Origin of the sequence: Streptomyces sp. NPDC005752 (genome assembly GCF_040630715.1) — a bacterium.
Lineage (GTDB): Bacteria > Actinomycetota > Actinomycetes > Streptomycetales > Streptomycetaceae > Streptomyces.
On sequence record NZ_JBEXYB010000042.1, the window covers coordinates 1 to 14,092 of the forward strand.

Consider the following 14,092-nt stretch of genomic DNA (forward strand, 5'->3'; position numbering starts at 1 on the left):
ATGCGGAAGCTGGCGCAGTCGTACGCGTTGTCGGCCTCGCAGCTGGACGGCCTGGAGAAGCCGGCGTTCCCGCCGCCGCCGGGGGCGATCGTGCCTGAGCGGTCTGGTGGCATCGATGACGCCCAGACATGGGGGCCAGCTGGCGGCAAGGTAGCTGCAGAGGGCGAAGGCGCGGATCGCGGGGTGGCCACGCGCTCCGAGTTCTCGGAGGCAACGGGCTCCGGGAGCCAGGGCGCTCGGAGCGTTCAGGTGAACGTCCCTTCACACCTCTGGTGGCACCTGCCTCGTTCGGGGCAACGAAAACGGGCGTGCTACTGGACAGGCGACAGGTGGATTGCGGGGACCGTCAAGCCGTCGGCCTGGAGACCCCCGCCGCGATCAGGGCGGTGAGCGTCCGGACTACTTGATCGAAGATGAAGAGACCTGGAAGCAGAGTGGACGTCGCGCAGCGCCGCCCGTTATCGAATGATGGAACGACTTCGCATAGGGGCGCGAATGCTTGTCAGCAGTGTGCACAGGGGCTGGACAAGTGCCCTCTTTTCGGCGGCGCTTGGAACACTGTTGGTGGCTGCTACGGCAGGGACTGCTCAGGCGGAGTCGGTCCGCTCGGATCAGTGGCATCTCACAGCGATGAAGGCCGAGGAGATGTGGCGGAGCAGTACAGGAGCGGGTGTCACCGTTGCTGTGATCGACTCAGGGGTTGATGCGTCAAACCCTGATCTCCAAGGGCAGGTCCTCAAGGGAAGGGACTTCGCGTCGGGAGAGTCGGGTGATGAGCGCTCCGACTACGACGGTCACGGCACGGGCATGGCAGCTCTGATCGCGGGAACTGGTGATAGCCGTAGCGGAGATGGCGCGTTCGGGCTGGCCCCCGGGGTGAAGATTTTGCCTGTCAGAGTCCCTGACAAGGCGGCAAATCTTGCGGCAGACAATAAGCAGTTCAATGTCAAAGTATCTGCCGCGATTCGCTATGCCGTAGACCAAGGTGCGAAGGTCATCAACATCTCGTTGGCGGCAAGCGAGGATTCGCAAGAGCTGACCGACTCCGTTGAGTACGCCCTCGGTAGGGGGTCTCTCATCTTTGCGGGTGTCGGAAACGACGCAGAGAACGCCAATGGGGTCAAGTATCCAGCTGCGACACCGGGAGTGGTGGGTGTAGGGGCAATCGGTCAGAATCTCAAAAAGACGGACGAGTCGCAGTTCGGCCCTTATGTAGATCTTTCCGCGCCGGGTGAGGACATCATTCACGCCTGTCCGAGCGAAACGGGCTTGTGTAAGTCTCACGGTACGAGTGACGCAACAGCCCTGGCCTCCGCATCCGCCGCGCTCATCTGGTCCAAGTACCCGGACTGGACCAACAACCAGGTCCTTCGGGTTTTACTGAACACGGCTGGTGGACCGACGACCGGTGAGGAGCGTGCGGACGATATCGGGTACGGCATCGTCCGTCCCCGGATCGCGTTGAAGACCCCGGGCGACCCCGGACCTGCCGATGAGTACCCGCTTCCTGACCTTGCGGCGGCCGAGTCCCCGGCGCCCTCCGCGAAGCCGTCCGGGGCCGCGGGCGGTTCCGAGGAGAGCGACAAGCCGGCTGGCGCGGCGCCGACCTCCGACGGCAGCGGCAACATGACGCTGTGGATCGGCCTGAGCATCGGTGCGGCGGCCCTCATCGGCGCTGCAGTGGCAGTCATGGTCATCCGCTCCCGCCGTCGAAGCGCCACCCGCGCTGTCTCGCACCCGTACCAGCCGCCGCACGGCTATCAGCAGCAACCGCAGCCCCCGTACCCGTCGTACGGGCCCCCTCCCGGTGCTTCCGGATCCGGTGCACCGTACAGCGGCCCTCCAGGTCAAGGTCCCACCGTCTGAATCCGCAAGGGCGACAGCCCGTCAGGCTTCGTACCCGGAAAGCCTGAGGCCGCGACTGTCGGCGACGCGGAGGGCATCGGTCAAGCACTCCGCGAGCCGCTGACTTACGTAGAACAGCTCATCCGCCGTGGGGCGTTCGAGGCTTCGGATCATGGTGCGGGAGAGACGGAGGACCTCCCTTCCCGTGTCGAGTTGCGTAGCTTCGATGCTGTCCGTCAGGCGTGAAAGGTGGCTATGCGCGCCGTCGGTGACAAGGAGGGCCGGTTGTCCGTCCGCCCCGCACCAGGGCAGCAGTCGCGGGCGACTGGTCTGGGTCACGTCATAGCTCCTCAGTAGGTGGATGCCATCTCCCCGGGCCGTCACGCCCTTGCGGGGAACCTGCTACCTCGGTCTACCGCAGTCTACTGCGGTCGCGCGGTCTACCGCAGCTGTCTAGCGTCACCAGCATGAGTGAAGACCTTGATCGCACCCGCCCCCTGTGGGCCCAGGTGTCAGCGGTGATCGCTGCACGGATCAAGGAGGGTGGTTATTCCGTAGGCGGGAAAGTTCCGAGCGTCGTTGAGCTGTCGACGGAGTTCGGCATCGCTGCCTCGACGGCGCAGAAGGCGCTGACGCACCTCAAGCGGGAGGGGCTAATCCGTACCGAAGTCGGGCTGGGCTCGTTCGTCGCCGACAAGTCGGAGCCTGCGCCCTGAAGGTCGCGTAGGTCCGGGCTCGGCGTGTATGCGGCGCTTGGACGCCGGGACATTCGCGCGGACCGTGGGCCGCCATGCCGCGCCCGCAACCCGACCCCAAGCGCGTCGCGTCCCAGGCGGCTGCGTCAGCAGGCGCCCTCATCGACGGTGGCGGTCACGTCGTACTCGGGAATGGAGCTGCCGCTACCCCCGTCCGCTCCCGGGACGAAGACTCCGCCTTCCGCGGACTCCTCCTCCGTCACGTGCATGCAGACGGTGGTGGCGCTGCCGCCCCCGGATATCTCGTAGTCCTGCCCGTCTCCGGCCCGCTCCACGGAGACGCGGTACAAGGGCCCCTGGCCTTCGCCCGCCCTCATGATGTCCGCCTTGATCAGCGAGGTATAACCAGCCGTCGGATCACGGCGGATCTGCGTGTCGGCGGCCATGGAGTCGGCCGCTTCCTCGGCGGCCGCTCGTATCTCGCTCGCGCTCCAGGCACCCTTGTCGATAGCGGTCTGGACCTGGCAACCCCCGAAGGCGAAGATCCCGGCGACTCCGAACGCGGCGACCCGCCCCACCGCGAGCGCCGCGTCCGACGGCTGCCGCGCCGCGTGCGGCCGGGCCCGCCAGTACAGCCGGTACGGGCCGACCAGCGCGACGACAAGAAACGCTGCGGCTATGACGAATACGAAGATGGCGACTGCCATGCGCGCGCTCCTCGAGATCCCGGTCCTCGGGCCCGTGCCCGGACAAGGGGCCAGATCCTACGCTGGCGCCTTGGGTCGCAGGCAACGGGGCGGCGCCGGGCGGGTGTTCCGCGCCGGCGCCGTGGTGGAGGCCGTGACCGGATTCGAACCGGTGTAACTCGAGTTGCAGTCGAGCCCCTGAACCACTCGGGCACACGGCCGTGCGTTTCTTGATCTGCGGTCGACCGTACGGGCCCGGCGCGGCCGGGCTCAAGGGTTGCGGGCACGCCGCAACGCGACTGCCATGCCGCGTTCACGTTCACGATTCGCGCGCGCCGTGGTCCTACGACCAAGGGACCGGCTCGATACCGCCCACCGACAGGGGTCACCCGTTGCGACGACCCTTACGCTGGGGCTCATGACTGCCCTGGAACCCCGTGACGCCGAGGTCACCGCCGACCTCGTCGAGACCACCGCCGTCGAACCGGCGGAAGGCGTCCTCGGGCGGACCCACCGGGCGCTCAGCATCGGCATCGTGTCCGTCGTCCTGCTCATCGCCTTCGAGGCCACCGCCGTCGGCACCGCGATGCCGGTCGCGGCCAGGGAGCTGCACGGCATCCCGCTCTACGCGTTCGCCTTCTCCGCGTACTTCACCACCAGCCTCTTCGCCATGGTGCTCTCCGGGCAGTGGGCCGACCGGCGCGGGCCGCTCGCGCCGCTCGCCACGGGGATCGGGGCGTTCGGGGTGGGGCTGCTGCTCTCCGGGACCGCAGGGAACATGTGGACGTTCATCCTGGGGCGGGCCGTCCAGGGCATCGGCGGCGGGCTCGTGATCGTGGCGTTGTACGTGGTCATCGGGCGGGCCTACCCGGAGCGGATCCGGCCGAGCATCATGGCGGCGTTCTCGGCGGCCTGGATCGTCCCGTCCGTCGTCGGGCCACTTGCCTCGGGGACCGTGACGGAACACCTCGGGTGGCGCTGGGTCTTCGTCGGCATCCCGGTCCTCATCCTCATGCCGCTGGGCCTCGCGCTGCCCGCGATCCGGCGGATGGCGGGCGGGCCGGCGGACGCGCGGGCGGCGGCCGAGCCGTTCGACGGGCGTCGCATCCGGCTCGCGCTCGGGATCTCGGCGGGTGCCGGGCTGCTCCAGTACGCCGGGCAGGAGCTGCGGTGGCTCTCGCTGGTCCCGGCGCTGGCCGGTGCCGCGCTGCTCGTCCCCGCCGTGCGCGGCCTGCTGCCCCCCGGGACCGTACGGGCCGCGCGGGGGCTGCCCGCGGTGATCCTGCTGCGGGGGATATCGGCCGGCTCGTTCATCGTCGCCGAGTCCTTCGTCCCGCTGATGCTCGTGACCCAGCGCGGGCTGTCCCCGACGATGGCCGGCCTCTCCCTGGCCGCCGGCGGGCTGACCTGGGCGCTCGGATCGTACGTACTGGCCCGGCCCCGGCTGGAGCCGCACCGGGGTGCGCTGATGACGGCGGGCATGGTGCTCGTGACCCTGTCGATCGTCGCCGCCCCGAGTGTGCTGATCGAGGCGGTACCGGTGTGGACCCTGGCCGTGGTCTGGGGCGTCGGCTGCTTCGGCATGGGCATGGTGATCGCCTCGACGAGCGTGCTGCTGCTGAAGCTGTCGGCACCACAGGAGGCGGGGGCGAACTCGGCCGCGCTCCAGATCTCGGACGGGCTGTCCAACGCGCTGCTGCTCGCCGCGGGTGGTGCGGCGTTCGCCGCGCTCGGCGGCGGCGCGGTGGGCGCGGCGGCCCACGGGGCTGTGGGCAGTGGCGCGGTTGCGGCACATCCGGGTGCGTTCACCGTGGTCTTCCTGCCGATGGCGGCGGTCGCGCTGGTGGGCGTGTGGGTGGCCACGCGGGTACGGACGGACGTGTAGCACCGCGTGGGCGGTGTGCCGAGGTGCGCTGGACATGACCAAGATCGCGGAGCGGTTGCCCGGGTTCGCGCAGTGACTGCCTCCTGTGAAGCGGGTCTCAGGAGTGCCGAGGCACGGCGGATTCGTACGGGGTTCCGTCCCGCCCGCCGGTAGGGTGGCCCGGTTGTCGTATCGCGTTCGGGCTGCTTCCGGCCCGTTCGGACAGCGCCCCACGTACCCGAGTGCCCCGAACCGGAGACCGTGACTACTACCGCCTCCCACCACCTCTCACCCGCCTTTCCCGGCCGCGCCCCCTGGGGGACCGCCGGGAAGCTGCGCGCCTGGCAGCAGGGTGCGATGGAGAGATACATCCAGGACCAGCCGCGCGACTTCCTCGCCGTCGCGACGCCCGGCGCCGGGAAGACCACCTTCGCGCTGACCCTCGCCTCATGGCTGCTGCACCACCACGTGGTGCAGCAGATCACCGTCGTGGCGCCCACCGAGCACCTCAAGAAGCAGTGGGCGGAGGCAGCCGCCCGCATAGGCATCAAGCTCGACCCCGAGTACAGCGCCGGCCCTGTGAGCAAGGAGTACCACGGGGTCGCGATCACGTACGCCGGTGTCGGCGTGCGGCCCATGCTGCACCGCAACCGGTGCGAGCAGCGCAAGACCCTCGTGATCCTCGACGAGATCCACCACGCCGGTGACTCGAAGTCCTGGGGCGAGGCATGCCAGGAGGCGTTCGACCCGGCGACGCGACGCCTCGCGCTCACCGGTACGCCGTTCCGGTCCGACACCAACCCGATCCCCTTCGTCGCGTACGAGGAGGGCAACGACGGCATCCGCCGCTCCTCCGCCGACTACACGTACGGCTACGGCAACGCGCTCGCCGACGGCGTCGTCCGCCCCGTGATCTTCCTCAGCTACAGCGGCAACATGCGCTGGCGCACCAAGGCCGGGGACGAGATCGCGGCCCGGCTCGGCGAGCCGATGACCAAGGACGCCATCGGGCAGGCCTGGCGCACCGCGCTGTCGCCCACCGGTGACTGGATCCCCAACGTGCTGTCAGCTGCCGACAAGCGGCTGACCGAGGTCCGCAAGGGCATCCCGGACGCCGGCGGGCTCGTCATCGCCACGGACCAGGAGTCGGCGCGGGCGTACGCCAAGATCCTCAAGTCGGTCACCGGTGAGAAGCCGACGGTGGTCCTCTCCGACGAGAAGGCCGCGTCCAAGAACATCGACAAGTTCAGCCAGGACGGGTCGCGCTGGATGGTCGCGGTCCGGATGGTGTCGGAGGGCGTCGACGTGCCCCGGCTCGCGGTGGGCGTGTACGCGACGACCATCTCGACGCCGCTCTTCTTCGCCCAGGCCGTCGGACGTTTCGTACGGTCGCGGCGCCGGGGCGAGACGGCCTCCGTCTTTGTGCCGACCATCCCGATGCTGCTCGACTTCGCGAACGAGATGGAGGTCGAGCGCGACCACGTGCTCGACAAGCCCAAGAAGGGCAGCGACGAGGAGAACCCCTTCGCCGAGGAGGACCAGCTCCTCTCCGACGCGGAGAAGCTCGAGGACGAGGAGACCGAGGACCAGCTGCCCTTCGAGGCGCTGGAGTCCGACGCGGTCTTCGACCGGGTGCTCTACGACGGTGCCGAGTTCGGCATGCAGGCGCACCCGGGGAGCGAGGAGGAGCAGGACTACCTGGGGATCCCCGGCCTCCTCGAACCCGACCAGGTGCAGCTCCTGCTCCAGAAGCGGCAGACCCGGCAGATCGCGCACAGCCGCCAGAAGCCGGCCGCGGAGGCCGACCTCCTGGAGAAGGCCGCGGAGGAGCGGCCGGTGGTCACGCACAAGAAGCTGCTGGAGCTCCGAAAGCAGCTCAACACGATGGTGTCGGCGTACACGCACCAGAGCGGCAAGCCGCACGGGGTGATCCACACCGAACTGCGGAGGGTGTGCGGCGGCCCTCCCAGCGCGGAGGCGACTGCGGGGCAGATCCAGGACCGGATCAAGAAGGTCCAGGAGTGGGCCACCCGGATGCGGTGAGCCCGGCCGGACGAACCCGGCAGGCCCCGGCACGGGAGCGGCGTGATCCGCCTCCGCGCCGGGGCCGCGGTGTCATCGGGGCAGAGCGTCGGGCACTTCGGCGGGGAGTTGCGCCCGTGAGGCGCAGCCGAGTTCCTCCGCCACGGCGCGGGATACGGCGTTGAGGATGGTCATGCGTCCCTTTCCGTCGGGGTTGACCTGGCCCCGGGCGGAATACATGTCCGCTTTGACATAGGGCTTCTTGCCGTCGGATCCTTCCGTGGGGCACGCGAAGTAGAGCGAGGTGCCCTGGTCACCACTCGCCGTGGCGAACAGGCCCAAAGGAAAGAACATTTCACCCGAGTCGCTCGCCTTGTTCTCTTGAGCAAGGTCGGGGTGGCTGTGCCACGCAGAAAAGCTGATGTCGAGCAGCGGGAAGTCACTCCCGTCGGCCTTGTAGATGACGCACGTGTTCTTCTCGGTCGGCTTGGCACGAAGAGTCTTCGCCGCGAGCTCCAGGGAGAAAGGGCGCAGGGCCACAGACTTGTCGGTCCCCTGGAACTCGTTGAACCGCTCCGTGCCGCCCAGACTTTCCAGGGCTGTCGCCGCCGTCTTGTCCAGTGTCCCGTCGCAGACCTGGGACGCGGACAGCACATCCGGCTTCTCCACGCCGTCGCCGTCGTTGCCGCACGCAGTGCCACCGGCGGCCAGCAACAGTGCTCCGGATGCAGCCATGAGTAGCCTTTTCCTCATCGGACTCCTGTTCTTCGATCCTCCGGTTGGCCGGTCAGTCCTTGTAGGCGGGACGCCCGCGATAGTCGCCCTGAATTGTTCCGGTGCCGAGATAGCCGCCTTCGATATCCTGTTTCCACTGCGCACGGTTGATGGCGTCGGCTTGTTTCGGATTCTGGTCGAGATATGTCTGGTACGAATCGCCGAGTTGGGCGGTTCCCTGCCGGTAGAACTCGCTGCTCGTGGTCTGCGCCTTCTCCGTCGGGTCCTCCTCCGCCCCGTCGACACCCTTGTCGATCTCGTGCCCGATAAAGGTGTTGACGGCCTCACCGACGGTGTCGGTGACCAGCGGCGCGATCGCCACGCCCGCGACAGCGGTGCCGGGAACGGGTAGGGCGGCGATGCCTCCTCCCACCACGATGCCGGCGCCCAGACCGATCCAGTCCCCCGATCGTGCCAAGGACTTGTTGGCCTCTTCGGAGTCGGCCGTGTATGTCGTTTCTGCCTGCTGCACGCGTGCCTGGTCCAGAATGCCGCGCGCTTCGGCACCCGTGGTCATCGCATCGTGCGCGTGGTCCATGCTCGCCGCATCGGTCGCAGGGAAGGCGTCCATCGCGCTGAGCGTGTACAGGTGCTGTGCCGCCGTGACCACACCGTGGGACGTCTCGTTCTGTCCCAGCACGCTGAGGAAATTGATGGCGCCCTGATCGGTGAAGTTCGCCCGCCCGGCATACTTCGGGGGGAACGCTTCGGCGTCCGTCGCCGAGTCGCCAAGCCCCGACAGGCTGTAGTCGATGTCGTCGATGTACGCCGCGCCCATCTTGCCCAGGCTGTCCGCGAGCTCCGACTGCTTGTGCAGCATCTCGGGGCCCTTCTCGCTCCCGTACAGGTATGCCACCTGCTCCATGACCCCTGCCGTCGCCGCCGTGCGGTGGTCCCCGCTGCCGGGGTGCAGGGGGTCCTTGCCGGTCATCGGGTCGGAGTCGTACGCGTAACCGGTGGTGGCGGACTCCAGCGCGTGGCCCAGAGCGTCCTTGCCGGCGTTGAACTTGCTGTCGCCGTCGAGCGTCGGGTCCGCGAGCCAGATGCGGTCCTGGGTCAGGTACTTGAGGTGCTCGTTGACCTCACCGGCCTTGTCGACCGGGTCCTCTCCGCTGCCGGGCTGGGCGAAGAACTGGGTGGAGGCGTCGGGGTTGTGGCCCAGGGCTTGCATGAAGCCCGTCATCGGGTCGCGGCCCCGGTCGTTCTTGTCCCAGAAGTTGAGGTCGCCCTGGTTCCAGTTGTTGACCCAGGGGCTCATGTCCTCGACGTTGCGTTCCTTGTCGTACGCGATGAGCTTGTCGCCGTAGGAGTTGAGGAACTGGTCGTCGTAGTCGCCGAACCGCATGAGGTTGCTCATGACGCCGAAGCCCGTGGGGTCGTTAGCGTCGTCGATGCCGAGCCGGTCCGGGCCCAGCTTCACCATCTTCTCCTCCCAGCCCTGCATCTTGGCGCTGTCGGAGAGCGTGGCCGTGCCCAGCGTGATGCCGAGGTTCTTCTGGAGCTTCTTCGCTTGTTCGTAGAACTTGGGGTCCCTCCCCATGCCCTGGTACGGGTCGGCAACTCCTGCGTAGAACTCGAGGAGCTTCTTCGGTTCCACCTGGGTGGCGAAGCGCTCGGCGAAGAGCGGGTCGTTCTTGTAGGTGGCCAGGGTGGTATTGACGGTGTTCAGCTCGGTCAGCGTGACGTCGTGCGGGTCCTTCTTGAGGATCTTGGCGAGCTTCTCCGCCTCCGCCACAGCCTTGGCAGCCGAGTCCCGGTCCGCGTAGCTGGCATCCGAGAAGCCGTGCTTGGCCTGGTCGACCAGGAGCGTGAGGACCTTCGCCGCGGAGGTGTCGCTCTCCGTGGCCTTCTTCATGATGTTCTGGATTTCGTTCCGGAACACATCGACGTCCTGCTGGGTGGGCTCCGGTGCCGTGCCGGCCTTCGCCGCCGGATCGGGGCGGGCACTCACGGTGAAGGAGCCCTCGCCTGTGTCACGCACAATGAGGCTGCTCTTCAGGCCGCGTTCGATGGCCGCGTTCAGCTGTGTGCGACAAGCGACCAGTTCGCCACGGGTGTCTGAGACGATTCTCTTGATCGTTTCAGCCTGGGTGTGGGCATCGGCGAACTCACCTGCCGTCATGTCCACGAAAGCGCGGGTGACTGTTGCGTTTTCGCCGGCCCAGTTCGCCTTTTTTGCCTTGGCTTTGAGGTCGTCCTTCGCGTCGCCCTGGAGAACCTTGAGCTTGGCGACCATCTGTTCCCAGTCAGTGATCGCGGCGTCCAGGTCGGAGAAGTTCGCGAAGCGCAAGGAGTCGAGATCCATCAGCTGCCGGACCTTTCGTCGAAGCCCTTGTCCAGGGTGTCGATGTTGCTGACCACCGTGGCGATGTAGACCTCGTCGCCGGCGTGGGCGCCCTTGGTGTAGTCGAGGTGGTTGGAGATGTGGGCGCAGGCGTCCATCAGGGACCTGACCTGGTCGATCCAGCGAGAGGCCACATGATCGAGGGCCCCACCCAGGGCGAACGTATCCGTCTTCAGGCTTCCGGCGGCCTTCTGGGTGGAGGTGCGGGCGTGGTCACCGGCCTTCTCCAGGTCGCCGTACAGCCTGTACGCGGAATTGCCGATCGCGGCCAGGTCCTGCTGGTTGACCTTCAGATCACCTTGGGGTGGCGGCCCTCCGCCCGCTTCGGGCGGCAGCTGGTTCAACTGCATCTGTGCAGAACCCCTCTCCGCGGCCTCGGATTTCAGCTGCTCCCATTCGTCCCACGCCATTGGCGGTAACCCTCCCCGTAGTGGTCGATAATTTCCTGTGCCCCTCTTGTTGCGGGCAAGTGGCAACTCAACCTACCAATCGGGTCCGGCAGTTGCCGTAAGAGTTGACCATGGATTGGCATGATCAATCGAAGGCGGTGTATGGAAAAACCGCAACACCGGGAGCGAAAGGGGGTGGGGTGCGCGAATCCCCAGGGGCTTACGTCACGGCGCGTGAAGTCCGACTGTCGTGCGTCGGGCCTGGCCCTCCTCCGGCCCCGGAGGGGCGCGCGCCCTGACGCGTGGGGGCGCGCGAGCGTGCGGCGGGCGCTGTGGCGGGGGTGAATTTTCGGCTTTTTATTTTACGGTTCGTTAACAATCGTTCACGCCTGATGCACGCAGCGTCGTCGCCGCGTCACCCGACCTGGACGCGCGTAGATGTTCGCGTTCCGGACGGTCCGCCTCTGACCGGCGGTTATGCCGGGCCGTCCCGGAGGGAGACCGGATTCTGGACGAGGTCTTCCGCTGAGCGGACCCGCTCGCTAATCTCCCGGAAACAATGAACGCCCCGTGGCAGTGTGGCCGCGGAGCGCAGCCGGTGCCATGGCCAGTCGGCGGCCTCTCGGTGCGTCGCCGCGGGACCGGCGTCGGTATCCCGGAGACAACCGCCCCGCTCACCACGAGGGAGAGGGCGTCGTGACCGCGGAGACTTCGCAGACGCTCGACCGGGGACTGCGTGTCCTCAAACTGCTCGCCGATACCGATCACGGCCTGACCGTCACCGAGTTGTCGAACAAGCTCGGCGTCAACCGCACCGTGGTCTACCGACTGCTCGCCACCCTGGAACAGCACGCGCTCGTCCGGCGTGACCTGGGCGGCCGGGCCAGAGTGGGTCTGGGCGTACTGCGCCTGGGTCGCCAGGTGCACCCGCTGGTCAGGGAGGCGGCACTGCCCGCACTGCGATCCCTGGCCGAGGACATAGGGGCCACCGCCCACCTCACGCTCGTCGACGGTTCGGACGCGCTCGCGGTCGCCGTGGTGGAGCCGACCTGGACCGACTACCACGTGGCCTACCGGGCCGGTTTCCGCCACTCCCTGGACAGGGGCGCGGCGGGCCGGGCGATCCTCACCGCCCGGCAGAAGACGGTCGACCATCCCGGCTACACCCTCACCCAGGGTGAGCTCGAAGCCGGTGCCTGCGGGGCTGCGGCACCGCTGGTCGGTGTGTCGGGAGTGGAGGGCAGTGTGGGCGTGGTGATGCTCGCGGACGCCGTGCCGGAGCGGGTCGGTCCGCGGGTCCTCGACGCGGCCCGTGAGGTCGCCGACGCGCTCCGTTAGGCCCCGACCGCACCTGTGGCCCCGTGGCGCCGGGGCGGTCGGATCCGGAGCCGGGGCGGTCGGCCCCGGCGCCGGGCGGCGGATAGATTGGGCGGGTGGCCATTCGTCTCTCCCGTCCCCGCGCTCTCGCCCTCTGCGCGCTGCCCGTCCTCGGACTGTTCGGCACGGCGGCCTTCGCGCCGCTGCCGTTCACCGTGGCGCAGCCCGGCACCACCGCCGACGTCCTGGGGGACAGCCAGGGGAAGCCGGTCATCACCATCAAGGGCACGCCCACCCGCACCACAGACGGTGAACTGCGGATGACGACGATCCTCGCGACCGGGCCCACGGCCGACGTCGGCCTCGGGGACGTGGTGGACAGCTGGTTCAGGACGGACCGCGCGGTCATGCCGCGCGACTCCGTCTATCCGACCGGTGGCTCCGAGAAGGAGATCGAACAGCACAACCTCCAGGACATGGAGAAGTCGCAGAACGTCGCCGTCGACGCGGCCCTGAACTACCTGGACAAGAAGCCCGGTTCGGTGGACATCACCCTTCACCTCGCCGATGTCGGGGGTCCCAGCGCGGGCCTCTTCTTCTCCCTCGGCATCATCGACAAGCTGGCCGGCAACGGTTCCGGCGGCGATCTGACCGGTGGTCGCACTGTCGCCGGCACGGGGACGATCGAGGCCGACGGTGCCGTCGGCGCCGTCGGAGGGGTGTCCCTCAAGACGCAGGCCGCCCGTCGCGACGGTGCCACCGTCTTCCTCGTCCCGAAGGCCGAGTGCAAGCAGGCGCAGGCCGAGCGGCCCGACGGCCTGCGGCTGATCCCCGTCACGACACTGACGAGTGCGGTGTCCTCGCTGCGGGCCCTGGACCAGGGTGGCAGGATCCCGAGCTGCTGACCTGCGGCGCCGGTCCCTCCATCTCGCGCCACGCGGGGAAGACCAGCGGACTCAGCGTGGCCAGGAAGTACACGCCGCCCATCGCCAGCAGTGCCCCCGTCGCGCCCAGGCCCTCGGCCAGCAGGCCCGCGGCCAGCCCGCCCACGGGCATGGCGAGCTCGCAGCCTGCGGTGAGCGCCCCCGACACCCTGCTGCGCAGCTCCTCGGGGACGCGTTCGTACGTCACCGTCGTCAGGATCGGGTTGAGCATGCCGCCGGCGATTCCGCCCAGCGCCATCGTGACCGCGAGCGGCAGCGTCGTACCGGTCAGTGCGGCGACCACGAACCTCGGTGCGCCGCACAGCACCACGCACACCGCGAACACCGTCCGACGTGAGAAGCGGTGACCCACGGAGCCGTACAGCAGTGCGCCCGTCAGTCCGCCCGCGCCGAACAGTGCGGTGAGAAGGCCGAGATCCTTGGATCCGCCCAGCTCGCCCTCGGCGTGCACGGGGAGCAGGACGGCGTTCCAGCCCTGGTCCGTGCCGTTCATGAACATCACCATGACGACGACCGCGAGCAGCAGCCGGTTTCCCAGCAAGTAGGCGTAGCCCTCCTTCAGTTCGGCGCGGTAACTGCGCAGTGAGACCGGGGCCGCGGCCTTGCGTGGCTCGGCCGCGCGGATCCCGCGTACGCCTGCCGCCACCAGCAGGGCGGACAGTGCGAAGGTGGCGGCGTCCAGCAGGAGCACGGTCTCCGCGCCGACGACGGCGATCAGTACGCCCGCCAGCGCGGCGCCGACCATGCGCGCGCCGCGTGACACCGCGTCGAACAGGCTGGCGGCGCGGGCGAGGGTGGTGCCTGCGTGCTCGGCGAGGTCCGGGACCAGGACGTAGCGCGCGGTGTTGCCGGGGGTGTGAGCCAGCCCGTTCAGCGCCATCAGCGCGCACAGCATCCAGAACTCGAGCGCGCCCGCGTACTGCAGCAGGGGAATGGCGGCGACGGTCGCTCCGCAGACCGCGTCCGAGGCGACAGCGACGCGCCGCCGACCCAGCCGGTCGATGAGGGGGCCGCCGACCAGGGCGGCGACGACGATGGGCAGGGTCGCGCAGAAAGCGACCACACCGGCCCGCCCCGCGCTCCCCGTGGTCTCCAGGACGAACCACGGTACGCCGATGAGGGTCAGTGACGTGCCCGCGGTGGAAATCGAGTTGGCCGCCAGAACGGCCGCGAGCGGAGTGCGCCGCGCCGGCGGTCTCCCTTCGTCCACCG

General features: G+C 68.5%; 12 protein-coding genes and 1 tRNA gene. 6 read left to right on the plus strand and 7 right to left on the minus strand.

Translation table 11 applies throughout. From position 1 onward, the window contains the following. Window positions 1-630 precede the first annotated feature (630 nt). Window positions 631-1,866 carry a type VII secretion-associated serine protease mycosin gene (gene mycP / locus ABZ441_RS28490; protein ID WP_358979355.1) on the plus strand — a complete coding sequence of 412 codons (1,236 nt, stop codon included), beginning with the start codon at window positions 631-633 and terminating at the stop codon, window positions 1,864-1,866. Window positions 1,867-1,887: 21 nt separating this feature from the next. Here mycP and ABZ441_RS28495 read toward each other — a convergent pair whose 3' ends face one another. Next, window positions 1,888-2,184 carry a hypothetical protein gene (locus tag ABZ441_RS28495; RefSeq protein WP_358979357.1) on the minus strand — a complete coding sequence of 99 codons (297 nt, stop codon included), beginning with the start codon at window positions 2,182-2,184 and terminating at the stop codon, window positions 1,888-1,890. Window positions 2,185-2,312: 128 nt separating this feature from the next. Here ABZ441_RS28495 and ABZ441_RS28500 point away from each other — a divergent pair, with 128 nt between their 5' ends. After that, window positions 2,313-2,561: a winged helix-turn-helix domain-containing protein gene (locus ABZ441_RS28500; protein WP_358979359.1), complete on the plus strand. Its 249-nt coding sequence runs from the start codon at window positions 2,313-2,315 to the stop codon at window positions 2,559-2,561. Between the two features lie 125 nt (window positions 2,562-2,686). Here the strand turns inward: ABZ441_RS28500 and ABZ441_RS28505 are convergent, their stop codons facing one another. Together ABZ441_RS28505 and ABZ441_RS28510 are read right to left on the minus strand one after the other, a co-directional pair. Next, window positions 2,687-3,247: a hypothetical protein gene (locus tag ABZ441_RS28505; protein ID WP_358979361.1), complete on the minus strand. Its 561-nt coding sequence runs from the start codon at window positions 3,245-3,247 to the stop codon at window positions 2,687-2,689. Window positions 3,248-3,372: 125 nt separating this feature from the next. Further along, window positions 3,373-3,447: transfer RNA gene (locus ABZ441_RS28510), tRNA-Cys, on the minus strand. Window positions 3,448-3,644: 197 nt separating this feature from the next. On the opposite strand from ABZ441_RS28510, the gene ABZ441_RS28515 reads away from it, so the two are divergent. Beyond that, window positions 3,645-5,111, plus strand: a complete 1,467-nt coding sequence (locus ABZ441_RS28515; protein ID WP_358979363.1) for an MFS transporter — start codon at window positions 3,645-3,647, stop codon at window positions 5,109-5,111. 240 nt (window positions 5,112-5,351) lie between these two features. Further along, the gene (locus ABZ441_RS28520) at window positions 5,352-7,133 is read left to right on the plus strand and encodes a DEAD/DEAH box helicase (protein WP_358979366.1); all 1,782 of its coding nucleotides are present in this window, start codon (window positions 5,352-5,354) and stop codon (window positions 7,131-7,133) included. 72 nt (window positions 7,134-7,205) lie between these two features. On the opposite strand, the gene ABZ441_RS28525 is transcribed toward ABZ441_RS28520, so the two are convergent. The 3 genes from ABZ441_RS28525 to ABZ441_RS28535 are packed head-to-tail and all read right to left on the minus strand — an operon-like array spanning window position 7,206 to window position 10,640. Beyond that, complete coding sequence (locus tag ABZ441_RS28525; protein WP_358979368.1) at window positions 7,206-7,847, minus strand: hypothetical protein; 642 nt, start codon at window positions 7,845-7,847, stop codon at window positions 7,206-7,208. Between the two features lie 52 nt (window positions 7,848-7,899). Continuing rightward, on the minus strand, window positions 7,900-10,191 hold the full coding sequence (locus tag ABZ441_RS28530; RefSeq protein WP_358979370.1) for a DUF6571 family protein: 2,292 nt from the start codon (window positions 10,189-10,191) through the stop codon (window positions 7,900-7,902). Beyond that, entirely contained in the window at window positions 10,191-10,640 is a 450-nt protein-coding gene (locus tag ABZ441_RS28535) for a hypothetical protein (protein WP_358979372.1), read from the minus strand. Before ABZ441_RS28535 ends, ABZ441_RS28530 begins: the two co-directional genes overlap by 1 nt. Before the next feature lie 675 nt (window positions 10,641-11,315). Between ABZ441_RS28535 and ABZ441_RS28540 the strand changes: the two genes are divergently transcribed. Then, on the plus strand, window positions 11,316-11,957 hold the full coding sequence (locus ABZ441_RS28540; protein ID WP_109881333.1) for a helix-turn-helix domain-containing protein: 642 nt from the start codon (window positions 11,316-11,318) through the stop codon (window positions 11,955-11,957). A 95-nt stretch (window positions 11,958-12,052) separates the two neighbouring features. Continuing rightward, window positions 12,053-12,841 carry a S16 family serine protease gene (locus ABZ441_RS28545; protein ID WP_358979375.1) on the plus strand — a complete coding sequence of 263 codons (789 nt, stop codon included), beginning with the start codon at window positions 12,053-12,055 and terminating at the stop codon, window positions 12,839-12,841. Here the strand turns inward: ABZ441_RS28545 and ABZ441_RS28550 are convergent. Further along, window positions 12,771-14,090: an MFS transporter gene (locus ABZ441_RS28550; protein WP_358979377.1), complete on the minus strand. Its 1,320-nt coding sequence runs from the start codon at window positions 14,088-14,090 to the stop codon at window positions 12,771-12,773. The genes ABZ441_RS28545 and ABZ441_RS28550 overlap by 71 nt on opposite strands. Window positions 14,091-14,092: the final 2 nt, after the last annotated feature.

Excerpts from the sequence above, each read along its gene's own strand:
- ABZ441_RS28530 (WP_358979370.1), bottom strand. The coding sequence starts at position 10,191 with ATGGATCTCGACTCCTTGCGCTTCGCGAACTTCTCCGACCTGGACGCC.
- ABZ441_RS28535 (WP_358979372.1), bottom strand. The coding sequence starts at position 10,640 with ATGGCGTGGGACGAATGGGAGCAGCTGAAATCCGAGGCCGCGGAGAGG.
- ABZ441_RS28500 (WP_358979359.1), top strand. The coding sequence starts at position 2,313 with ATGAGTGAAGACCTTGATCGCACCCGCCCCCTGTGGGCCCAGGTGTCA.
- ABZ441_RS28525 (WP_358979368.1), bottom strand. The coding sequence starts at position 7,847 with ATGGCTGCATCCGGAGCACTGTTGCTGGCCGCCGGTGGCACTGCGTGC.
- mycP (WP_358979355.1), top strand. The coding sequence starts at position 631 with ATGAAGGCCGAGGAGATGTGGCGGAGCAGTACAGGAGCGGGTGTCACC.
- ABZ441_RS28515 (WP_358979363.1), top strand. The coding sequence starts at position 3,645 with ATGACTGCCCTGGAACCCCGTGACGCCGAGGTCACCGCCGACCTCGTC.
- ABZ441_RS28505 (WP_358979361.1), bottom strand. The coding sequence starts at position 3,247 with ATGGCAGTCGCCATCTTCGTATTCGTCATAGCCGCAGCGTTTCTTGTC.